The organism is Lysinibacillus sp. RC46 (genome assembly GCF_041262385.1).
Classification (GTDB): domain Bacteria; phylum Bacillota; class Bacilli; order Bacillales_A; family Planococcaceae; genus Lysinibacillus.
This window is the reverse complement of sequence record NZ_JBGCCF010000010.1, coordinates 106,590-128,149: the sequence shown is the minus strand read 5'-3', so window position 1 is coordinate 128,149 and position 21,560 is coordinate 106,590. Positions and strand designations below refer to the sequence as shown.

The following is a 21,560-nucleotide window of genomic DNA, read 5'->3' as shown; positions in this document are numbered from 1 at the left end:
TCTCTACCTGTCCAATAAAAAAATAACGATGCAAATTTTTGCATCGTTAAATCGAGTTCAATCATTTTTGAGTTTTGGTCGTTCTTTCATACCGTGTGAGAAGCGGTCCAATAGCTTATCTAACGTAACTCCCTCAGCTAGTAATTCGGCTAGTAATTGCTCGGCATATTTCGAGCGTTTTGTCTTTAGCGTCCCTTTTAAAAGGACAGAGATGTGCTCGCCAATTTCTTGAACTGTATGTACGACAACCTGGAAAGGAGCAGGCTCATTATCTGGAAATGAAATAACCGCACGTACATTAAAGACAGTAGCATTTGTTAAAAGTTCATCAAAAATTGAACGATATTGCCGGTCCATAAACAGTTCGAGAATCCAAGATTGATGGCTGTTCTCCTGGTTAATAATAATACCATCGACTAAAGGGAAAGGTTGCATGCCATCTTTTGTGACAAGGTCAAAGGAAAGCATCTTAAATGTTTTCATTATGTAAAATCCTCCTAAGTCGGTCATCCTTTTTAGTATAACATATTCAATTAGCCCTGTTTAACTTCATTCAGCAAGTGTTTTGGTAGCGAAAGCGAAGCGTTAGGTACAGATGTCTCCCGCCTCTAAAGGGGAGGGACTCACTCTAAGAACGCCATGTCCTGTGGCATTACCGAAATGACCGACATCGAGGCCAAAGCTCAAAAGCCGATTTCGGATGCTACGCCGAAGCATAATTGATGATAGGGTCAATACTGTGTTTTCGCACAATTTGCAAAAACAGCGAAATTGTATATTTTAACGATTAGCATTTGCTATTACAGCGAAAAGCATTCAGCCTAAAAAATCTTTCAATAACTGAAAAGTAAAAGCCTCAATATACCCAATTTATGATTAAAAATTAAGGAAAATGTTAAAAATCGACTTTTGCCAATGTTGGATTAATTTTTGTAAGATGAGGGCAATCAAAAGCAAAGGAGGTGAATCAATGAACCAAGTCGGACTGGTCGGAAGGTTAACAAAGGATCCAGTGTTACGACACTTATCTGGAAATCGCGTGCAAGCACATTTTACTCTAGCCATTAATCGCAATTACAAAAACAGTCGTGGGGAAGTGGATGCTGACTTTATTCTCTGTAGTACGCCAAGTTCCATTATAAGCCTGATTTAAAGGTGAAATATGGGGGATTTGCAATCAAAAAAATTCTGATAATTTTTATCTGAATTTCAAGTTTCAATTTCTAACTCTATAATCGAATAGATAGGTGAAATCCCTATCCAAGGTAAATCCTCATTAACCTTGTCTATGATACCCCTGCATGCTGTCATTAATGCAATTGATGATGGTGTGAAGTCAGGTAAGGTCGTAGCCTGATGTCGAGCCACAAATTCGACTATATGGAGCGGTAGTCCTTAAAAACATTACTATGACAACCTAACGGGAACCAGCGTATGTACGCGTCGTGAATAAAGCCCCTTTTAATTTTGTGGTCAAAGAAGGGATACCCATGGGAAGGATATTAGGTTTGCAGGTCCTAATAACCCCTGTATACAGTGTCAACAGTACTGTACACATTGAACTATGTTGTTTGAGGAAGTTCTAACATAGCAAGTACCATCGGCGTAGAGTTGGTGTCTAAGGTTTTGTAAATATAGGGATAGATTATAGGGAACTTGGGAAGCCTCATGGGTTAGCAAGATGATTGTATCATCGTTAAGAGCACTATGAGGTGGCAGCGGTTCCATAGTAGTGCTGAAGCATCTGTAATAGATGTGGAGCGAAGGGAACCAGTCGGAGTTAGGACAGATTAAGTGAATTATCTTGTCTAAACAAACCACAACCTAGTTGTGTGGGCGTCAAACAGTTAATTTATTCTCGCCACTTCTACATGGGGGAATGGGAATGAAGGTTAAAGGACAAGGTATTATAAGCGAAGCCGGACTTAATAATTTACTCGATAATATGTACGCTCTATCGCGCAAAAGGGATGAACCTTTTTACAACTTAGTTGAGTTAGCCATGAATAGGCAAGTTATTCTAACAGCTATACACAACATTAAGAGTAATAAAGGGAGTAAAACAGCGGGAATTGATAAGAAGGACATAGATGTCTACCTCCAAATGGACTTTGAGAAGTTGGTCAGTCTTATTAATAAAACCCTAAGTAATTATAATCCCCTTCCAGTGAGAAGGAAGTATATTCCAAAAAGTAACGGTAGGAGAAGAGCTTTGGGTATTCCTACAATGTTAGATAGAGTCATCCAAGAAATTGTTAAGATTACTATCGAACCTATTCTTGAAGCTAAATTTTTCAAACATAGCTATGGTTTTCGACCGTACAGGTCAGCAGAACACGCCATAGCCAGAATAATCGACTTGGTTAGACGTGGGAAAAACTACTATATAGTAGAAGGTGACATCGAAGGTTTCTTTGACAACATCAACCATAACAAACTCATCGAATTATTATGGAATATGGGTATTCGAGACAAGCGTATGTTAGCTATCATCAAGAAAATGCTTAAAGCGGGCGTTATGGAAGATGATAAATCATACAAAACGGATATGGGAACACCTCAAGGTGGTATTATTTCCCCGTTATTAGCTAATGTATACCTAAATGGGTTGGACCATCTCATTGCAGATGAATGGGAAAATCATTTAGGTAAGGGTACTATCAGTGGAAATCATAGAAACATACACCGTCACTTGCGTTACGGTGGTCATGAACCATGTTGGTTTGTCAGGTACGCAGATGATTGGGTTATATTATGTGATTCGATGGATAGAGCCGAAAGAATTCTTAAGAAAGCCGATAAGTATCTCAATCACGTCTTGAAACTCAAGTTATCACAAGAAAAGACTCTCATTACGGATATCCGTAAGAATAGAGCAAGATTCTTAGGGTTTGAGATTATGGCCGAAAAAGCTAGGATGAGGGACATTGTAGTGGGAAAGGCAATACCTAACATTAAGAAATTGGATGAAAAGGTTGCCGAAGTACTCAAAGATGTCAATAAGCTTAAATTATTCAAGAACGACTATGATAGAGCAGTTAGTATTGAGAAAATAAATGCTAAAATAGTTGGGATTGGCAACTATTATGCAATATCGAATTATTCATATCTCTTTAGGAAGCTAGATGGTAGGTTAGACTACCGAACATTTAAAACCTTTAGGAATATATACGGTAAAGATAAGGTGGAGGCAATGCGTTTTGAAGCAGAACAAGTTAGAAACAGAATTGACAGGCATAAAGGCATTAAAACTAAGGTTTATGCGGTTAATGTTGATGACGTGAACATCGGTTTAACAAGGTTCAGCTTCACTAAAAGCAGAAAAGCAATGAACTTTAATCAAAACATCACTCCATATACTGCCGAAGGTAGAAAAATAAACGAGATAAGGAGTAAGACAAAGCTAAAGCTGGATAGACCAACCATTTACAATGTAAATGACCTTGAATTTGTCGCTCTACATCAAATCAAACCTTCCAAGAAATCCGATAAACTATATAATTTCGAATATATGATGAATCGGGAATATGCCTACAATAGAGATAAGGGTAAATGTAAATGTTGCAAAGTTGTAGTTGCTGGCTTTAACGTCCATTGCCATCACATCAATAAATTTTTACCAATGGAGAAAATAAACAAGGTAATGAACCTTGCGACAATCTGTAAAGGTTGCCATTCGGTTATCCATAATAAAAATCTATCAGTCGTGGATGCATCCGTTATGAAGAAGATAAACAAGTATCGAGATAAATTAACTAAAACGAATACTAGCTTAGAAAAATCACTTAAATAGTCGTAAACATTAGACCGTGAGGATAATGTTTTACCCAAGTAATCCAAAATTACTTTCAACAAAGGTCTAATTTCGATGGAACGCCGTGTGCGGTGAAAGTCGCATGCACGGTGTGGGGCGGGGGAAAACCTAGAGATTACTTCAAAGGGTTACCTATCGCCATCAGTATGGGGAAGGCTTGCAGAGCATATCGTCAAATATTGCGGAAAAGGCTCATTAATTGGGGTGAATGGTCGTATTCAATCAAGATCATTTTTAAATGAAGAAAGCACAAAGGTTTTTATAACGGAAGTAGTCGTAGAAGATGTCCGATTTTATCGGCTTAAGCCAAGGGATAGCGATGGGGCATTTGTGCCTCCAAAGCCACCAGATGAGCAGGAAGGCTTAAAGGATTTTGTGCTACCTGAGGCAGAAGTACAATTGCCAGCAATATAGCAGTTCTAGTGGGTACATACGGGGCAAGTGCCAAGTTGTCTGATCCGCCATTCTCCTTCTATTGCTTGCGCCGTAATCATTTTAGAAAGGAATGATGTCTACATTTCATAACGTAGTTCATTGCTGAAGACCGCACAGCAATGAGCAGATTAAACACAACTAAATATAAATATGAAGTAAGTAGGGGAAGAAGTAACAGTAAGATCCACTGAAATAAAAGAGCGCCAAGAACGTTGTGCTCTTGGCGCATCTCACATCTTTAAAAATCGAGCTTCATTAAATCACGAAGTTCGTCATCTTCTAATTCAGTTAACCATTGGCTTGATTGAATTAGTTCTTCTGATAGTGCAGACTTTTGGGCTAGCATTTTATCGATTTTCTCTTCGATAGTACCAATTGTAACAAACTTATGCACTTGTACAAATTGTGTTTGGCCAATTCGATATGCACGGTCTGTCGCTTGATTTTCAACGGCAGGATTCCACCAGCGATCTGCGTGTAATACATGATTTGCCGCTGTTAAATTGAGCCCTGTTCCACCCGCTTTTAAGGAAAGGATAAATATAGGGAAATCTCCTGCCTGGAAAGTCTCTACTAAGCGGTCACGCTGCTGCTTAGGCATTGCACCTGTTAAGAAAGGTGCATCAATATTATATAGTTCACTAAAACAATGCTGTAGTAATTGCCCCATTCCAATATATTGTGTGAAAATGAGGCACTGCTCGCCGTTGTCCACGATTTCTGTAGCCATTTGCACGATACGTTCTAATTTCGTAGAACGAGTAAGCATTGATTCGGCATCCTCGAAAGGTTCTTTTAAATACAAGGCAGGATGATTACATAATTGCTTTAACTTACTGAGCATCTTTAAGACGCGTCCCTTTTTCTGAAAGCCTGTTAATTGCTCCAGCTGATCGAGCGTCTCTAATATATATCCTTCGTATAGAGATGCTTGCTCAGTTGTTAATGGACAGTACTCATGAGACTCTTGTTTATCTGGTAAGTTAAGCTGTAAGTGTGGGTCGCGCTTTGTACGACGAAGTAAAAACGCTTGAATTTTTGCACGTAACTTCTGTTTATGTGACTCAGACTCATCTCGTTCTATCGGTAAAATAAATTCTTCATTAAAGCGACCGAAGCTACCTAAATAGCCTTTATGGATAAAGTCAAAAATTGCCCATAGCTCCGATAAACGGTTTTCCACTGGTGTACCCGTTAAAGCAATATGATGCGTCCCTTGTAATTTACGAATAGCCCTTGATTGTAGCGTTTGCATATTTTTAATATTTTGAGCCTCGTCTAGCACAACGGTTGCCCATTCTACTTCCTGTAAAAACTCTGCATCCTGTGATACCGTGCCATAGGTAGATAAAATCACATGTGGTTTTTCTCTTCCTATTAGCTGTTTGAAAGCGTCCTCCTTTGCTCGATTCGCTTGATAATGCGTATGCACACTCAAGGAAGGAGCAAAACGAGCAAGTTCTTTTTGCCAGTTGCCTAGTACAGACGTAGGGCAAATAATGATGGATGGTTTTGTATCCTCAATTGTTTCATAAAGATGAAGTAAATATGAAATAAGCTGTACCGTTTTACCAAGACCCATATCATCAGCTAGGCATGCACCAAAGCCTTGTTCTCGCATGAAGACAAGCCATTCAAAGCCCTCATGCTGATAAGGACGTAATTCTGCCTGCAAAGATGTAGGAACCTGTACAGTAGGGAGTCCTTTTTTCTCCTGAAGCTGCTCCATATAGGATTTAAGCGATTTTTGCAATTCAAATGCAAAAATCGGGTCATCTCTCATTGCATCATCGGCATCTTCTTCTTCGAGAGGTAAGGATAAATCCTCTGGTAGCTCACGGAATAGTAATTCACGAACGGTCCAGCTTTCATCTTCTGCTTGCTGCATCAATGCACGCATTTCTTGCATCCAGTTCGCATCAACTCGGAACCATTCAGTACCAATACGAATGAATTCGCGTTTCTCATCTACAAGTTTTTTAAATTGCTCAGGTGAAATGGACTGTCCATTCATAGAAAATTGCCATTTGAACGTTAAAATATCATCTAGTCCAGCAACCTTCTTTGTCGCTACATTGCCAGTACTTACGCGAACACGCAATTTTGACTGTTTTAAATCCTTTAGCCAAGCCGGTAATACAACGTCAAAGCCGAGAGCTTGTAATCTTGCTAAATCTTCACGTAAAAATGTTCGAACTTGTAAATCGTCAAGCATAATACGGATAAAAATATCGCTACGTAAATCTTCAATAGAAAGTAGATCTACAATTTGTCCTTGTTGTTGTTCAATAGCATCAGCATACATTTGCCATTTTGTCGGTAGAGCATCAGCAATTGGTAGTGACTGCTTTCGCATAGCTGGCGTCCAGTAGTTTTTGGCTGTAGCCGTACTAAGTACGGTTTCTAAAAGCCAAACATCTGAATCTTCCTCAGGCTCGCCTAAGCGTAGGGAGACAGTAACTGTACCTGCCTGTCGTTCCTGCTCTAGTGGCCAGCCACCACGCAAGAAAAATGGCATTAGCTTTGGTAAATCAGACAGTACAAGACCTGTTTGAGCAAGCTTTTGCTGCACTGCCGTTTCTAATAAAGCTGTATCTTCACCGTCTATAGAGAATGTTAGTGCGGAAAAATCATCTGCAATCACTGCGTGTGACCAGAGCGAAGGCTCCTGCCAATACGTTTGTAAAGCAGACGCTTTTTCTAGCCACACCTGACTTTCTGCGTCTGCACCTTGCCAGTTAATAAAAGGATGCAGATAGCGCTGTGAAAAAATATCAAGGAGCTCAGAGGTTGAAACTTCAATCGTACGTTCTGAACGATTGGTTAATAAACCATAGACATTCGCTTCATAGTTAAAAAATAATGAAGAAATGAGTGAGTCTGCTTCCATTGCTGCACCATCAGCAGTAAATCCCTGTAACGTATAATATCCTTCCTGTGCTGCATGAATACGAAGCTGTTGCTTTTTTGAAAACGGGGAAGGAGCATTTATAGTCATCATACTAAGTTTCCTTTCTCAATTTCTTCCTGTAATGCACGAAGTCGTTTATACTCTGCACGAATTGTTTGCATATATGACTCAAAATAAGCAGTTTTACCAGCACGTTTTGCTGCACTGCGCATACTTTTCCAGATTCGTACAGCCTGCTTATAGTTCATTCGTGATTTTTGTGTAATTTCAGTCATGGCATATAGATGATATAAGGGCAATACTGTTGCAGGCGCAACCTGAAGCACATCTTTCAATCCACACATTTCTAAATAAGAAAGGGAGGAGAGATTTAACTGATGGAGGGCTGCCCATTCACGATAACGTCCTTTTTTAATAAGAAGGAACGAAAACGGTTGAAGCCCATAAACACCAAATGCACTATATAATGTAACTTCCTGTTCTTCCGTAAGCTGTATGTCTTCGTATAAAAGCTGAAATTGCCTTACATATTGAGCACGCTTTACAACTGGCACTGTTAGCTGTAAAAAGTCTTCGGTAAATGGTAGCATCGCACGTAAAATAATGGATTGTGCGTGTGATTCGCCAGCACGTTTTGCAAAAGTAGCCAGCTCAAATAGGTCCTGCATATGTTGTCCATCAATATGTGCAATGCTTTCCTGCAATAAACTTTCTTTTTGTAGCAGTACATAAAATAGCAGTTTTAATGACTGCAAGGAAATCTCATGTGAAGGATTCTCAAGGTTATTTATAAGTGCTAATTCCTGTTCACGACGCGGCTTTTCATAAAAAAGCACTGCCCAAAGTAGCATATATATTTGTAGTCGATCAGCAAATGATCCTTGTCGTTCCAATAAAAACTCTCGAACTAACTCCTGAATAGCATCATAAAATGGATCAGTGGCAAAAAGTCGTGATCGACCCGTTAGCTCTGTCAGTATACTTTCGAATGATTGAACACTTTGATCAATAAAATATTTCATATAAGGAGAATCCAAAGAATGTCCTTTTGTTTCATTTAAATGGCGCCATATTGTATTAAAGATGGATAGCTCCATAAAAAGCTTATAAAGTGGCTGCCACTCACGTTCGAAAGGCATATGCCGTTGAAGTCGCTCCAATGCATCTGTTCGTATAGCAGAAAGGCCATACCCTTCTAGAATTCGCCCAGGTGGCAATAAACGTTTCATGACTTCATCGACCATCAATCTCCAACTTTCTGGACTTCGTTCATCTGCTAATGATTTTAATTGCACTGATTTTTGCGCGCGCCAAGCACTTGACCAATTTTGTACTGAATCAAAATATTGATAAAGAGCAAGCAATGCACCAACCTGATGTCTACACCATTTCAGCTGGGGACAGTTACAGTGCAGCTCCTCTTTGGCAAAATCAATTTCTACAGTAGCAGGTCTTACATCCTGTACGCTTGCATATAATGTAGAACTCGCTCCATTAAAACGTTCAAAGACAACTGATCTATTCCGCACTGAAAAAACAGCACGACGCACTAGCTCTTCGTCTTCAGTAGAGGAAGGATGTAACGCCTGTTCAGCTTCCTGTAATTTGGTAAGGATAAATTCTTGGTGTTCCTTAGCTAATTGGGCAATAGACAATGCCATAACCTCACTCCTTTCAAAATGTATAGCTAGTGAGCATGTGTAAATATGAAGGAAAAAAGACTGTCCTTCCATTATACGATTAAAATGCGTACATGATAAGCTGAATGATTTGAAATAAAAAAATCAAGGAGAAGATAGTTAACAAGATAATCGATATGTGTTAAAATCTGAATAATCAGATAAATAAGGAGGGATAAGGATGATGCAAGTTCAATATATGAAGCCATTTTACACAAAAATCACGGGAGACAAACTACGTCTCGTGTTTGCTTATCAATATTTCTCTATTTTAAAAGAGAATGAGATTTTCCATTTCATTCCCATCGAAGGTAAAGAGATGATTATCAACTTGAATACACAACAAATTGAAAATATATCCGAGGTATTTGTTTTCCAGAAAGGGAATCGTTTTATCCGACTGCCATTATATCAATTATTATTAATTACAAATGTTCATGAGCATCTAGCACCGATTCTTGAAAGCGCTACTCCAAAGCCTCAGTTACCACTTGTATCTTCAGTGACTGTTGGCGAAGTAGATCAGCTCATTACAGAATTGGAGCAGCAAAACATTGATTATTTAATCGATCAGGCATTACTAGATCATAATAAAGATCTCTTTTTTGAACTACTACAACAAAAGAACCATCAACTCGGAGGTTTCGAAAATTGAATACACGGTATTGCAATTAAGCACCTACTTTTCATATGTGAAAAGCAGGTGCTTTTATATATTAGTGGGTCTAAAGTCTGAAATGTGAAAATAAACTAAAAGATATCACTATATAGAACCTACTAAATTAGAATACATTACCAAAAAAGTTTAAATGAATTTAACACAGACCGATATACATAACAATAGGGGGTGGTGAAATGATGCTTGGCAAATGGTCAGCAACGGGGATGTCCATTTTAAATAATATGAATAGACATTACGGTGCAATGAGCAAGGCAATGCTTCGAATTTCTACAGGCTACCGCATCAATAGTGCTGCGGATGATCCAGCGGGACTTGCGATTTCCGAAAAAATGCGTGCGCAAATTCGCGGCTTGAACATGGCAGCGAAAAATATCCAGGACGGTATTTCACTTGTTCAAACAGCGGAGGGTGCACTAAATGAAGTACATGATATGATTCAGCGCATGCGCGAGCTCGCAGTCCAGGCGAGCAATGATACTTTAACAGATAGTGATCGGGAGAACCTCGATAAGGAATTTCAAGAATTGAAAAAAGAAATTCAACGCATCTCGAAAGACACTGAGTTTAACACCAAGACATTACTAGATGGGGATTATGCTACAAACGGTATTAAAATTCAAGCAGGTGCCAACGCAGGCCAAAGTATCGAGCTATTTATTGGCAATATGGGTGCTGGAGCACTTGGCTTGGACGATAAGACATCCATCGCAACTCGAGAGGACGCAAACAAAGCAATTTCCACAATGGACGAGGCTATAAAGCATGTATCAAGCGAGCGCTCAAGACTAGGTGCCTACCAAAATCGCCTAGAACACGCCTATAATGCGACCGTAAACGCTGCAGAAAACCTACAAGATGCCGAATCCCGCATTCGCGATGCCGATATCGCAAAAGAAATGATGAACATGGTAAAAGCACAAATCCTAATGCAAGCAAGCCAATATGTACTAGCAATGCACATGCAACAAGCACAATCAATTCTAAAACTACTCGAAAGCGGAACAACGAGGAATCCCTGACACTAAAGGAGATTCCTTTTTTAGTTGGAGTTAGATCTCTGAGAGGAAAATGAAAACTGCTGATAAAGAAGAGAGCACGCTGATAAAAAGTGAGGACCGCTGATAAGAGTGAGACAATCGCTGATAAAAAGGTGAACATCGCTGATAAGAGTGAAACAATCGCTGATAAAAAGGTGAGGACCGCTGATAAGAGTGAAACAATCGCTGATAAAGAAGTGAGGACCGCTGATAAGAGTGAGACAATCGCTGATAAAGAAGTGAGGACCGCTGATAAGAGTGAGACAATCGCTGATAAAGAAGTGAGGACCGCTGATAAGAGTGAAACAATCGCTGATAAAAAGGTGAACATCGCTGATAAGAGTGAAACAATCGCTGATAAAAAGGTGAACATCGCTGATAAAAAAAGAAACAATTGCTGATAAAAAGTGAAAACCGCTGATAGACATGCTATAATCGCTGAAAGGATCCTAAACTAGCTGATAAACCTATTAAATTTAATATAGAAAAGGAGAGAGTTGATTGATTGTAAAACCCTTCGTACCATCTCCATTGACAAAAGGACTCCAAGCTCTTGTGACTCGGATGCAGCCCACGCACCCACAATATCAAAATTTTCAGCAGGAACTTAAAAATAAAGAAGCTGGTGATTTTGGTGAGCAATATGTTATGAAGGAACTACAGCAAATAGCACTGCTCAATGATTGCTACATTTTCCACAATGTAATACTTCCCTCTGTTCTTCCCATGCAAATTGATATTTTACTCATTGTCCCCAACGCTATTATTCTATTAGAAATTAAAAATATTCGAGGAACTGTCCATTTTAAAAGTGACCCACGCCAGCTCATTCGTACATCGGAATCTGGAGAGGTTCACGTTTTTACGCATCCGGAAATTCAGCTTGAACAGTATATTCAAAGTATGAAATATTTCTTAGACACCAAACATGTATCTATCCCCATTTATGGAGCTATTGTCTTCCCATTTAATAATGTAAATATTCATCGAGAAGACGGACGATTGCCGATTTTAATGGCAAAAGAGCTACCGATATTCCTGCATAAACATCTAGAGAAAAACAAAGAGACGGCAACAATGACAGAAATCAAAAATATTAATTTGTCACATTTGCAGCACAGAACGCCATTTCCACTTTGCCAATACTATCAAATTGATGCCTCTGCTTTGCGACGGGGTGTTCATTGTGAAAACTGTGGGGAGTTTGGGATGGAGAAATTGCGCATGACTTGGTATTGTCAAAGTTGTAAATTTCAATGTAAAAACGCACATATACGAGCACTACTGGATTATCACATGCTAGTAGGAGATACAATATCGAACAGTGAATGTCGTGAGTTTCTGAATATAGAGAGTCAGTATGTAGCAAAACGGCTTTTACAAAAATTAAATTTATCAAGTACCGGGCCAGATCGAATTAGGAAGTACCATTTGTCCAACTTAAATTGGAATTCGCCGCTAAAAGAGTGAGTTGCGCCGCTAATCAAAGGAAGAACGCCGCTAAAACATAAAATTGCGCCGCTAACCAAGCAAAGAACGCCACCAAAACCCAAGATTCCGCCGCTAACGGATAAAACTCTTGCCAAATGACAGACTTAAAATAGAGTTCGCCGCTAAAAGAGTGAGTTGCGCCGCTAACCAAGGGAAGAACGCCGCCAAAACCCAAGATTCCGCCGCTAACGGACAAGCTCTTGCCAAATGACAGACTTAAAATAGAGTTCGCCGCTAAAACATCAAAATGCGCCGCTAACCAAGCAAAGAACGCCACCAAAACCCGAAATTCCGCCACAAACAGACAAAACTTTTGCTAATTGGACACAGAAAACAGCTTCAAAATAACAAATTAATTCACACTTTCATTGGAAAGATGTATACTATAATGCAGAACAAAATGCATCACGCATTTATAGAACATATAACATAACTACTCGTTTTTGAAAACGGAAGGAAGAATAGAGAATGACTAAATCAATTTGTGTCGTTGGACTTGGCTACATCGGTTTACCAACGGCTGTAATGTTTGCCAACCACGGCATAAAAGTACATGGGGTGGACGTAAACCCAGCAGCAGTAAAAAGTATTCAAGAGAAAAAACTGCATATTGAAGAAAATGGATTGCAGGAACGCCTGAACAAAGCAGTAGATGAAGGTTTCTTAACGGCGTCAACGACACCACAGGAAGCGGACGTATTCATCGTTGCTGTTCCATCGCCAATTAATCCTGATAATACAGCGAATTTAGAATATGTGCGTCAAGCTACGGCTTCGATCGTGCCATTCTTGAAAAAGGGTGATCTTGTCATTCTTGAATCGACAGTACCACCGAAAACTGTAGAGCACATTATGCTACCAGAATTAATTAAAGCAAATCTTGAATTTGGTATCGATTTATTTGTAGCACATTCACCTGAACGTGTTATTCCTGGTCGTATTTTTGAAGAATTAGTGAACAACGACCGTATCGTTGGTGGGATTGATGACAAGTCTGCACAAATGACAAAAGAGCTTTATCAAACATTTGTGAATGGTACAATCCACCTTACAGATGCAACTACAGCTGAGTTAGTAAAAGTAATGGAAAACACTTACCGTGATGTAAACATTGCTTTTGCCAATGAGCTTGCAAAATTAGCGGAGAAGTTAGACGTAAACATTTGGGAAGCGATTAAATTTGCGAACTATCACCCACGTGTAAATATTCACTTCCCAGGTCCTGGTGTAGGTGGTCACTGTATCGCGGTTGACCCTTGGTTCCTAGTTGAGCTAGGTGGCGAGACAGCACAAATTATTCACTTATCTCGTAATACAAATGATAGTATGCCAAGCTTTACAGCACAAAAAACACAAGCAATCTTAAATCAAAACAAAATTGCTGGTGGCAAAGTAGCTGTTCTTGGACTAGCCTTCAAAGGTAACGTAGATGATATGCGCGAAAGTCCATCTACAATCGTTATTGACGAGTTACAAAATCTTGGATTAGAAGTTATTTCATACGATCCACACATTAAAGAAAACAAACATGCTACACAAACACAAAGCTTAGAAGAAGCTACAAAAGATGCAGATATCATCGTTGTTCTAACGGATCATAATGAATTCAAAGCATTAGACACTGCTGAAGTTACAGCGAAGTCAAAAATCGTCTTTGATACGAAAAACTGTTTAAAACGCGATAAATGGGAAGAAGCAGGCTTCCAGTTCCACCTTTTAGGAGATGCGAAAAACCGATGAAAGAAACAGTACTTGGCATCAATGTCAATACGGAAGGCTACGATGAATTAATGGAAATGGTATTCGGGCGTATTGAAAAAAAGCAAAAGGCGCTCGTTGTTGCCATCAATCCGGAAAAGATTATCAAGGCAAAAGAGGACCCTGCTTTAAAGAAGCTGCTTAACGACGCGGAATTTCAAATTCCAGATGGCATTGGTGTTATTCTTGCTTCCAAAATTCAAAAAGGGCAAATTCGTGAACGTGTTACAGGCGTCGATATGATGATGAAGCTTTGCGAGGAAGCTGCAAAACGTGGCAAGCCTATTTTCCTTTATGGAGGGAAACCGGGTGTTGCAGATGCGGCAAAAGCAAAGCTAGAATCATTATTCCCTTCTATTAAAATAGTCGGCACACAGGACGGCTATGAAAAGGACGAACAGAAGGTACTTGACCGCATTAATGAAGCACAACCCGATTTACTTTTTGTAGCGATGGGCAGTCCAAAGCAAGAAAACTGGATTAATGCAAATCGCGATCAATTGCATCCAACCATTTATCAAGGCGTGGGTGGATCATTCGATGTGCTGGCGGGTACAGTTAAACGTGCACCAGAGGTTTTCCAAAAATTTGGTCTTGAATGGTTTTATCGATTAATGAAAGAACCGAAGCGTATCAAGCGTCAAATCGCACTTCCATTATTTTTATTGGAAGTGGCAAGGCAGAAACGTCAATAATTTTAAAAATTGGTATTGTCGTTTTAAATTGAAAGTGTTAGACTGTATTTGTATAGGAATTTCCTCTATGAAATAAATAGAATTCCCTGCAAGGAAACAACGGTTGGTAGCCCAAGCGAAAAAAGCTCAAGCATTTATATGCTTGAGCTTTTTTCGTGTCTAGAAATATAATTCTACACTTAAAACATAGATGCATTATCCAAAGATCCCACAGAACATTCACCGGAACGTCTTCTTTTTTTACGCCATTACATTTTCCATAGAACCAAAAAGAATTACCAATTTTCATATCTATATAATTGGATGTTGTACCTATAATTGTTATTTGTTGTAAAAACATTGAACATTTAAGGATTGTGTTCCAAATTATTGTTGGAAAAGATGTGTAATAATACTTGAAAAATCAGCTTAAATAGATAACAATGGTAAAAGAGAGTTGCATGCCCATGTTTTTCCGGAAATGAATTAGAAACTTTCCCAAAATATGATTGACAACTTTTAGGTATGCAACTATACTTTTATGTGTAGTTGTTTATTTACTGCAATTCTATGTATTTGTAGTAGAGACATATTTTATGAACTTAGAGGAGGAAATTTTTCAATGGCTAACCAACCAAAGAAATACAAAAAATTCGTAGCAACAGCTGCTACAGCTACATTAGTAGCAGCAGCTATCGTACCAGTGGCTTCTGCAGCAAGTTTTACAGATGTAACAGACACTAACTCGCACAAAGAGGCAATCAGCTCTCTTGTAGACGCTGGTATCATCAAAGGATATCCAGATGGCACATTCAAACCAGACCAATTTGTTTCTCGTGGTCAAGTGGTTAAATTATTAGGTCGCTGGTTAGAAACTGAAGGTTATGAAATTCCAACTGACTGGAATTCAAACCAACGCTTCAACGATCTACCAGTAACAACTGCTGATAAAGAATTAGTGCAATATGCTGCACTTGCTAAAGATGCAGGCGCATTTAATGGCGTAAACGGCAACTTAAACTACTCACAAAATATGGCACGTCAACAAATGGCAATCGTTTTAGTTCGTGCTATCAAAGAAATCCAAGAAGTAGATCTAGTTAAAGAGTACAAAGATGCTAAATTCACGAGCGAAATCTCTGACTTAGGCGGTCTTAATACTGAACAACGTGAAGCAATCACTGCTTTAGAGTATGCTGAACTAACAAAAGCAGCTACACTACCAGGTAAAGCATTCAAACCAAATGACACAATTACTCGTGCTCAATTCGCTTCTTTCTTAGACCGTACAATGAAACTTGAATACACAGCTCCTGCAAAAGCTGCTGTAAAAGCTATCAACAACACAACTGTTGAAATTACATTTGACAAAGAAGTTGAAAACGTACAAGCTCTTAACTTCGAAATCAAAGATTTAGAAGTTAAAAACGCAGCTGTAAAACAAACTAACAAAAAAGTTGTTGTTTTAACTACTGCATCACAAACAGCTGACAAAGAGTACACTGTATCTCTTGCTGGCGATGAAATCGGTAAATTCAAAGGTGTTACAGCTGTAATCCCAACTAAAGTTGATATCGTAGACCAATCACTTCAAGGTAAACTTGGGCAACAAGTAACACTTAAAGCACAAGTAACTGTAGCTGAAGGTGCTTCTAAAGCTGGTATTCCAGTAACATTATTCGTACCAGGTTCTGCTGATGGAATTAAAGCTCCAGTTACTGTTGAAGCACTTACTGACGAAAATGGTGTAGCAACTCACACTTATACTCGTTATGCTGCAACAACTGATGCTGTAACTGTATATGCAACTGGTGATCGTTCAAAATTCTCAACTGGTTATGTATTCTGGGGTGTTGATACAATCCTTTCAATTACTGAAGTAACTGAAGGTGCTACAATCAACAACGGTGCTAACAAAACTTACAAAGTTACTTATAAAGACGCTGTTACAGGTAAAGCTGTGTCAAACAAAAACTTAAATGTTTCATTCCTAGAAAACATTAATGTTACTCCTGATAAATTACAAAATGTAACAGTTAATGGTGTAGCTGTTAAACAATTAACTAATGATACAGCTCCAGTTGCTGCACAGGTTACAACTGATTCTAAAGGTGAAGCTACATTTACAGTATCAGGTACAAACACTGCTGAAGTAACACCGGTGGTATTTGAAGCAAACAACACAGTAGTAAACGGTTCAACAGTAATTGACTACAAATATGATGCTTCAGATTTACAAGTACGTGGTGCTAAAGTTAAATTCTCAGCTATACAATCAGACTACAAAATCGATGTTACTCGTGAGGGTGGCGAAAATGCAGCTATCGGTTACGAAAATGGTCGTGAATACAAAGTAGTTGTAAAAAATAAAAATGGTGAAGTTGCGAAAAATGAAGTAGTAAACGTTGCGTTTAATGAAGATATTGACCGTATCATCAGCACAAATACGGATGCTTACTTCGTAGAGTTAGATGATAATGACAACCGTATTTATAAAAATGATTTAAAACATATCACTGTTACAACTGACTCTAAAGGTGAAGCAAAGTTCATCATTGCTAATGATAAAGAAAGCACATATGGAACTCCTGTAGTTTGGATTGATATTAACAGTGCGTATGTAAACAAACAAGGTGTCCTTGATGAAGGTGAACCGAAAGCTGTTGCACCAATTACTTACTTCGAAGCAGAAAAATTAGAAGGTGCTTCATTAAAAGTTAAGAATGCTAATGGTAAATTTAAAGCTACAGCAGATTTAAAAGGCAATGTAGCGGCAGAATTTAAAGTAGAACTAGTTAACCAAAGTGGAGAGGTAACTACGATTGGGACACTTGGTGATGTAACTTATACAATTTACAACACTGGTTCTAGTGTACTTTACCTTGGAGACGCTGGTTCAACAACGGTTTCTGATAACGATAAAATTTCACCAAACCGTAGCAAAACTGTTAAATTAACAAGTTCAGAAGTGTTAAAAGTAAGTTCTGTTGATGGTAAATCTGGTTCAGTTAAAGTTGTAGCAACTGGTAAAGCAACTAACGATAAAAAAGATTTCAACTTTATTGCAAAAGAATCAACTGCTAAATTCACTGCAACAACTGATGTATCTAACTTAGAAAAAGGAAATATCGTTTCATTTGATACTTCTAAGAAAACATTAACAATTGAAGGTAAAACTGCAATTAAATTTGCTGGTGAAACAGGTAAAAAATATGCTTACCGTGATGAAGATAACCGACCAGTATCAGAAGAAAACTTCGTAAAAGCATTAAAAGCTGCAGCATTAGCTGGAGGGAAAACTGGTTTAGAAGTTACTTATGAAGTAAAAGGTGATGACATTACTTTCTACCTTAAAGCAGTAAGTGCTGATGCTCCAGTTGATACAGCAACTGTAGCAGATGCTGCAGCAACAGCTTTAAAAGAAGCTAAAGAAAAAGCAGCAACTCATAAAGAAGCTGATTACACTGCAGAATCTTATAAAGCATTAACTGATGCATTAAAATTAACTGAAACTACTACTGCAGATAAAGAAGCTAAAACAAAAGCTATTGAAGCTGCAATCAACGGATTAGTAGCAAAAGCTGACGCTGCAGATACTGCATTAAAAGCAGCTAAAGCAAAAGCAGATGCTCTTAATGCAGCTGATTACACAGCGGCATCTTATAAAGCAGTAACTGATGCAGGTAATTTAGCTGAGGGTACTACTGCAGAAAAAGACACTAAAGCAAAAGCTATTGAAGCTGCTATCAAAGCATTAGTAGAAATGAAAAAAGCAGAAGCTCCAACAGCTACAGCTACAGTAGATGCTGCTGGTAAAATTGTTACAGTTACATTCTCTTCAAACGTAACAATTGAAGATGGTCAAACAATTACTGTTGACACTAAAGCAGGTACTGTTGCTAAAGTAGACACTGCAGCTACTAGTACAACAATTACATTTGCAGATGCTCCAACAGCTGATGGTGAAGGAACAATTACTGTTAAAACTCCAGCAAATGCTACTGAAAAAGCTGGTAACTTCACTTATGAAGTAAAATATGTTGAAGCAACTAAAGCGTGGACAGTAACTTCTAAATAAAACTAAACGAAACGTTACTTTATAAACTAGCTTGCTAGTGAAATAAGTAGATTATGGCCCCGTAGATATAACTTTAATTAGTTTGACTCTACGGGGTCTTTTCTAACTATCGATTTTGTATTCATCAGGGAAGTTCTGATGCGTGGGAACAGTTCCGTTTGCTCACGAGCCTAATCCTCCTGCATCCAGTGCGAGTGTCTATCCGCTTAAAGGGGTGAAGTCAGGTGAAGTCGTACTCAAGGAATTGAGGCGGGGTTCTTTAAAAAATGGCTATGGCTAGGACGACGAATCCATGTAGGCTGTATGTGTCGATTATGTATGCGTAAATTGCTAGGGGTTCATGCATAATTCTTTCATTTGCAATAATGAGGAGATCATCTGCATAATTTGGGAACTGTTAAACAGATGATGGGCATACTGTATAGTGGGAGCCTAAGGTCATTAAAAAGAGGGAACAAGACGATGGAACGTTTGAAGTCTTTTCGGAAGAGGTTCGATAGAAAACCTACGAAGCCGAAGAGATGGCAGCGGGTTCATAGTAGTGTGGATTGCTAGCCGATTGGACTTGTATGGTAACATATGAGAAGGGTAAAACTAGTAGGAGCGAAGGAACCCAGTCAGTAGTAGTTCTAGGAGAAACTTATTTCCCCAAAAATTTGTTTCTTTCAATATGGTATTTTCCAGAGGCAATCATGTATGAGATTGCCTCTTTTTTTAGTTAAGAGAAGTATAAAATAGCCTCTCAACCTGTAACTGGTTGAGAGGCTATTTCTTTTGATATAAATATATTTTGCCTTTGCTTTTATCGTTATGCAAATAAGATGGAATGTGTAATCTCTATGTAGGGTTAATTTGTTTATATGTTATTAATCTGATGTAAATTATCAATTCTCTATAGAATGTGTATATTTCCACTATTACAATTCATTAACATAATATAAATACTATAAAAATAGTGTATTAACAATAATATGTTTACATATATATGTAGTGGGGAAATATGTTTCGAATAGTTTTACTATTGATGGCACGCCGTATGCGATGAAAGTCGCCTGTACGGTGTAGGCCCAAACCGAAAGCCTAGATAGAGATATATGGTATAAGGTGGGAATAGCAAAGATAAGTTTACTTTGTCGTTAATGCATTCAAACGACACTCATGCGAATTTAAATAATATTGCTAGAAAGGTGACAGCAGTTAAGGAGGTTAGAGCCAAAAAACCTGATGCATTACTATTAGATGCAGGAGATGTTTTCTCTGGAACTTTATATTTTAATGAATTTAAGGGACAGGCTGATTTAGCATTTATGAATTTAATGCGTTATGACGTGATGACATTCGGTAACCATGAATTTGATTTAGGTTCGACACCTGAAGGACATCAAGCCTTAGTTGATTTTATTAAGGGAGCACATTTCCCATTCGTTTCAGCTAACGTAGATTTTTCAAAGGATGCGAGATTTACTGGTTTGTTTACAGACCTTATTTCCAGCGATCCTAAAAATGGAAAAATCTATAACGGTATTATTAAAGAAATTAATGGTGAAAAGGTGGGGATTTTCGGCTTAACAACTGCGGAAACAAAAGAGATTTCCTCTCCAGGCAGTGTTGCATTCAAAAACTACATCGAGGAAGCGAAAAAAGCGGTAAAAGCTTTTGAAGATAAAGGTGTCAATAAAATAATTGCCTTAACGCATATTGGCTATGATGATAACCCTGTATATGATAATGATCTTATTCTAGCAAAATCTGTAGAAGGTATCGATATTATTGTTGGTGGGCATAGTCATACACAGCTTGATAAACCAACCGTTGTAAATAAAAATTCGACTGGACAAGCAAAAGATCCAACGGTAATTGTACAAGCATATCAGTACAATGATTATTTAGGTACTTTGGACGTTACTTTTGACCAAAAAGGTGTTGTCATTGAGCATAATGGTGCTTTATTAAAAGTAGCTGATTATGCTGAGGATGCACAAGCAGTAGAAATGTTAAAGCCTTTTAAGCAAAAAGTAGAAGAAGTTTCAAAGAAGGAAATTGGTGCAGAAGCTTTAGTAGCGTTAGAGAATCCACGTACTGGTGGAGATAACACAAAGCCAAGTGTACGTAGAAACGAAACACCTTTAGGTAATGTTATTACAGATGGCATGCTTGCGAAAGCGAAAAAGTATAATGCAAATGTCATTATGGCTCTTCAAAACGGTGGAGGTATCCGTGCTGGAATTGATCAAGGACCTATTACAGTTGGTGAAGTAATAACTGTACTTCCTTTCGGTAATACATTAGCGACAATGTCTTTGACAGGAAAAGAATTGAAACAAGCATTTGAAATAAGCGTTGGGCAATACCCAGCTGAAAATGGTGGTTTCCTACATGTTTCAGGTGCAAAGGTAGAGTTTGATTCTTCTAAAGCAGCAGGTCAACGTATCGTAAAAATTTCATATAAGGATGCACAAGGAAATTACAAAGAAATTCAAGATAACGAGACTTATACAGTTGCAACAAATGCATTCACTGCAAAAGGTGGAGATGGCTTTGATGTCTTTAAAAAGGCATATGAGGAAGGGCGAGTGACAGACTTAGGCTTATCTGACTGGGAAAACCTTGCTGAACAACTTAAGTCCCTAGGCAAAGTCAATCCAAAAATTGAAGGAAGAATTGTAGACGTTGCTAATAGTCAAGTACCTGATAAAAATATCCCAGAGTCAGAATTCTCTGGTACAGCAGACAAACCAAAAGTGTATGAAGGAAATGTAACAGTAGATGTTAACAATATTTCTTTATTAGAAAATGCGGTAGTGAAAGGAAATTTAATTATAACAGGTGCTTTAAAGGATGAATTATCTTTTTCAAACATACAAGTAGAAGGGAATCTGGACCTTTCAAAAACAGATGCTAAAAAAATTAATTTTAATGGAATCACAGTTACTGGAGAAACAATTCTATAATTCTTTTGCAAAGTCTTCTCTTAATAGAGGGAAGGCTTTGCATTTTAAAA

At 38.3% G+C, this 21,560-nt stretch carries 14 protein-coding genes and 1 pseudogene; 11 read left to right on the top strand and 4 right to left on the bottom strand.

Going from position 1 to position 21,560, the window contains the following annotated elements:
- Positions 1 to 57 precede the first annotated feature (57 nt).
- A complete protein-coding gene (locus ABH966_RS11420) occupies positions 58 to 483 on the bottom strand; it encodes a YwpF family protein (protein ID WP_370078439.1) in 426 nt (141 codons plus the stop codon).
- 487 nt (positions 484 to 970) lie between these two features.
- Here ABH966_RS11420 and ABH966_RS11415 point away from each other — a divergent pair, with 487 nt between their 5' ends.
- The 3 genes from ABH966_RS11415 to ABH966_RS11405 all read left to right on the top strand — a co-directional run bounded on the left by ABH966_RS11415 (position 971) and on the right by ABH966_RS11405 (position 4,228).
- Positions 971 to 1,153 carry a single-stranded DNA-binding protein gene (locus ABH966_RS11415; RefSeq protein ID WP_370078437.1) on the top strand — a complete coding sequence of 61 codons (183 nt, stop codon included), beginning with the start codon at positions 971 to 973 and terminating at the stop codon, positions 1,151 to 1,153.
- 732 nt (positions 1,154 to 1,885) lie between these two features.
- On the top strand, positions 1,886 to 3,793 hold the full coding sequence (gene ltrA / locus ABH966_RS11410) for a group II intron reverse transcriptase/maturase (protein ID WP_370078435.1): 1,908 nt from the start codon (positions 1,886 to 1,888) through the stop codon (positions 3,791 to 3,793).
- Positions 3,794 to 3,928: 135 nt separating this feature from the next.
- Positions 3,929 to 4,228: a single-stranded DNA-binding protein gene (locus ABH966_RS11405; RefSeq protein ID WP_370078495.1), complete on the top strand. Its 300-nt coding sequence runs from the start codon at positions 3,929 to 3,931 to the stop codon at positions 4,226 to 4,228.
- A gap of 259 nt (positions 4,229 to 4,487) precedes the next feature.
- On the opposite strand, the gene ABH966_RS11400 is transcribed toward ABH966_RS11405, so the two are convergent.
- Together ABH966_RS11400 and ABH966_RS11395 are read right to left on the bottom strand one after the other, a co-directional pair.
- Positions 4,488 to 7,250 carry a DEAD/DEAH box helicase gene (locus ABH966_RS11400; RefSeq protein WP_370078433.1) on the bottom strand — a complete coding sequence of 921 codons (2,763 nt, stop codon included), beginning with the start codon at positions 7,248 to 7,250 and terminating at the stop codon, positions 4,488 to 4,490.
- A complete protein-coding gene (locus tag ABH966_RS11395) occupies positions 7,247 to 8,821 on the bottom strand; it encodes a hypothetical protein (protein ID WP_370078431.1) in 1,575 nt (524 codons plus the stop codon). Before ABH966_RS11395 ends, ABH966_RS11400 begins: the two co-directional genes overlap by 4 nt.
- Before the next feature lie 199 nt (positions 8,822 to 9,020).
- Between ABH966_RS11395 and ABH966_RS11390 the strand changes: the two genes are divergently transcribed.
- The 4 genes from ABH966_RS11390 (at position 9,021) to ABH966_RS11375 (ending at position 12,028) form a co-directional block, all read left to right on the top strand.
- Complete coding sequence (locus ABH966_RS11390; protein WP_370078429.1) at positions 9,021 to 9,494, top strand: transcriptional regulator; 474 nt, start codon at positions 9,021 to 9,023, stop codon at positions 9,492 to 9,494.
- Between the two features lie 203 nt (positions 9,495 to 9,697).
- On the top strand, positions 9,698 to 10,540 hold the full coding sequence (locus ABH966_RS11385) for a flagellin N-terminal helical domain-containing protein (protein WP_370078493.1): 843 nt from the start codon (positions 9,698 to 9,700) through the stop codon (positions 10,538 to 10,540).
- 89 nt (positions 10,541 to 10,629) lie between these two features.
- Complete coding sequence (locus tag ABH966_RS11380) at positions 10,630 to 10,959, top strand: hypothetical protein (protein ID WP_370078427.1); 330 nt, start codon at positions 10,630 to 10,632, stop codon at positions 10,957 to 10,959.
- Between the two features lie 100 nt (positions 10,960 to 11,059).
- On the top strand, positions 11,060 to 12,028 hold the full coding sequence (locus tag ABH966_RS11375) for a nuclease-related domain-containing protein (protein ID WP_370078426.1): 969 nt from the start codon (positions 11,060 to 11,062) through the stop codon (positions 12,026 to 12,028).
- A gap of 13 nt (positions 12,029 to 12,041) precedes the next feature.
- Here ABH966_RS11375 and ABH966_RS11370 read toward each other — a convergent pair whose 3' ends face one another.
- Entirely contained in the window at positions 12,042 to 12,347 is a 306-nt protein-coding gene (locus ABH966_RS11370) for a hypothetical protein (RefSeq protein ID WP_370078424.1), read from the bottom strand.
- Positions 12,348 to 12,517: 170 nt separating this feature from the next.
- Between ABH966_RS11370 and ABH966_RS11365 the strand changes: the two genes are divergently transcribed.
- From ABH966_RS11365 to ABH966_RS11350, 4 genes and pseudogenes are all read left to right on the top strand, one after another.
- Complete coding sequence (locus ABH966_RS11365) at positions 12,518 to 13,789, top strand: nucleotide sugar dehydrogenase (RefSeq protein ID WP_370078422.1); 1,272 nt, start codon at positions 12,518 to 12,520, stop codon at positions 13,787 to 13,789.
- Complete coding sequence (locus tag ABH966_RS11360) at positions 13,786 to 14,502, top strand: WecB/TagA/CpsF family glycosyltransferase (RefSeq protein WP_370078420.1); 717 nt, start codon at positions 13,786 to 13,788, stop codon at positions 14,500 to 14,502. Before ABH966_RS11365 ends, ABH966_RS11360 begins: the two co-directional genes overlap by 4 nt.
- 601 nt (positions 14,503 to 15,103) lie before the next feature.
- The gene (locus ABH966_RS11355; RefSeq protein WP_370078418.1) at positions 15,104 to 18,559 is read left to right on the top strand and encodes an S-layer homology domain-containing protein; all 3,456 of its coding nucleotides are present in this window, start codon (positions 15,104 to 15,106) and stop codon (positions 18,557 to 18,559) included.
- A gap of 1,115 nt (positions 18,560 to 19,674) precedes the next feature.
- Positions 19,675 to 21,510, top strand: a pseudogene (locus ABH966_RS11350) (bifunctional metallophosphatase/5'-nucleotidase); the annotation flags it as partial.
- Between the last annotated feature and the right edge of the window lie 50 nt (positions 21,511 to 21,560).

Bases quoted from the DNA above. Each gene is read 5' to 3' on its own strand.
- ABH966_RS11420 (WP_370078439.1), bottom strand. From the start codon at position 483: ATGAAAACATTTAAGATGCTTTCCTTTGACCTTGTCACAAAAGATGGC.
- ABH966_RS11415 (WP_370078437.1), top strand. From the start codon at position 971: ATGAACCAAGTCGGACTGGTCGGAAGGTTAACAAAGGATCCAGTGTTA.
- ltrA (WP_370078435.1), top strand. From the start codon at position 1,886: ATGAAGGTTAAAGGACAAGGTATTATAAGCGAAGCCGGACTTAATAAT.
- ABH966_RS11400 (WP_370078433.1), bottom strand. From the start codon at position 7,250: ATGATGACTATAAATGCTCCTTCCCCGTTTTCAAAAAAGCAACAGCTT.
- ABH966_RS11395 (WP_370078431.1), bottom strand. From the start codon at position 8,821: ATGGCATTGTCTATTGCCCAATTAGCTAAGGAACACCAAGAATTTATC.
- ABH966_RS11390 (WP_370078429.1), top strand. From the start codon at position 9,021: ATGATGCAAGTTCAATATATGAAGCCATTTTACACAAAAATCACGGGA.
- ABH966_RS11385 (WP_370078493.1), top strand. From the start codon at position 9,698: ATGCTTGGCAAATGGTCAGCAACGGGGATGTCCATTTTAAATAATATG.
- ABH966_RS11365 (WP_370078422.1), top strand. From the start codon at position 12,518: ATGACTAAATCAATTTGTGTCGTTGGACTTGGCTACATCGGTTTACCA.
- ABH966_RS11360 (WP_370078420.1), top strand. From the start codon at position 13,786: ATGAAAGAAACAGTACTTGGCATCAATGTCAATACGGAAGGCTACGAT.
- ABH966_RS11355 (WP_370078418.1), top strand. From the start codon at position 15,104: ATGGCTAACCAACCAAAGAAATACAAAAAATTCGTAGCAACAGCTGCT.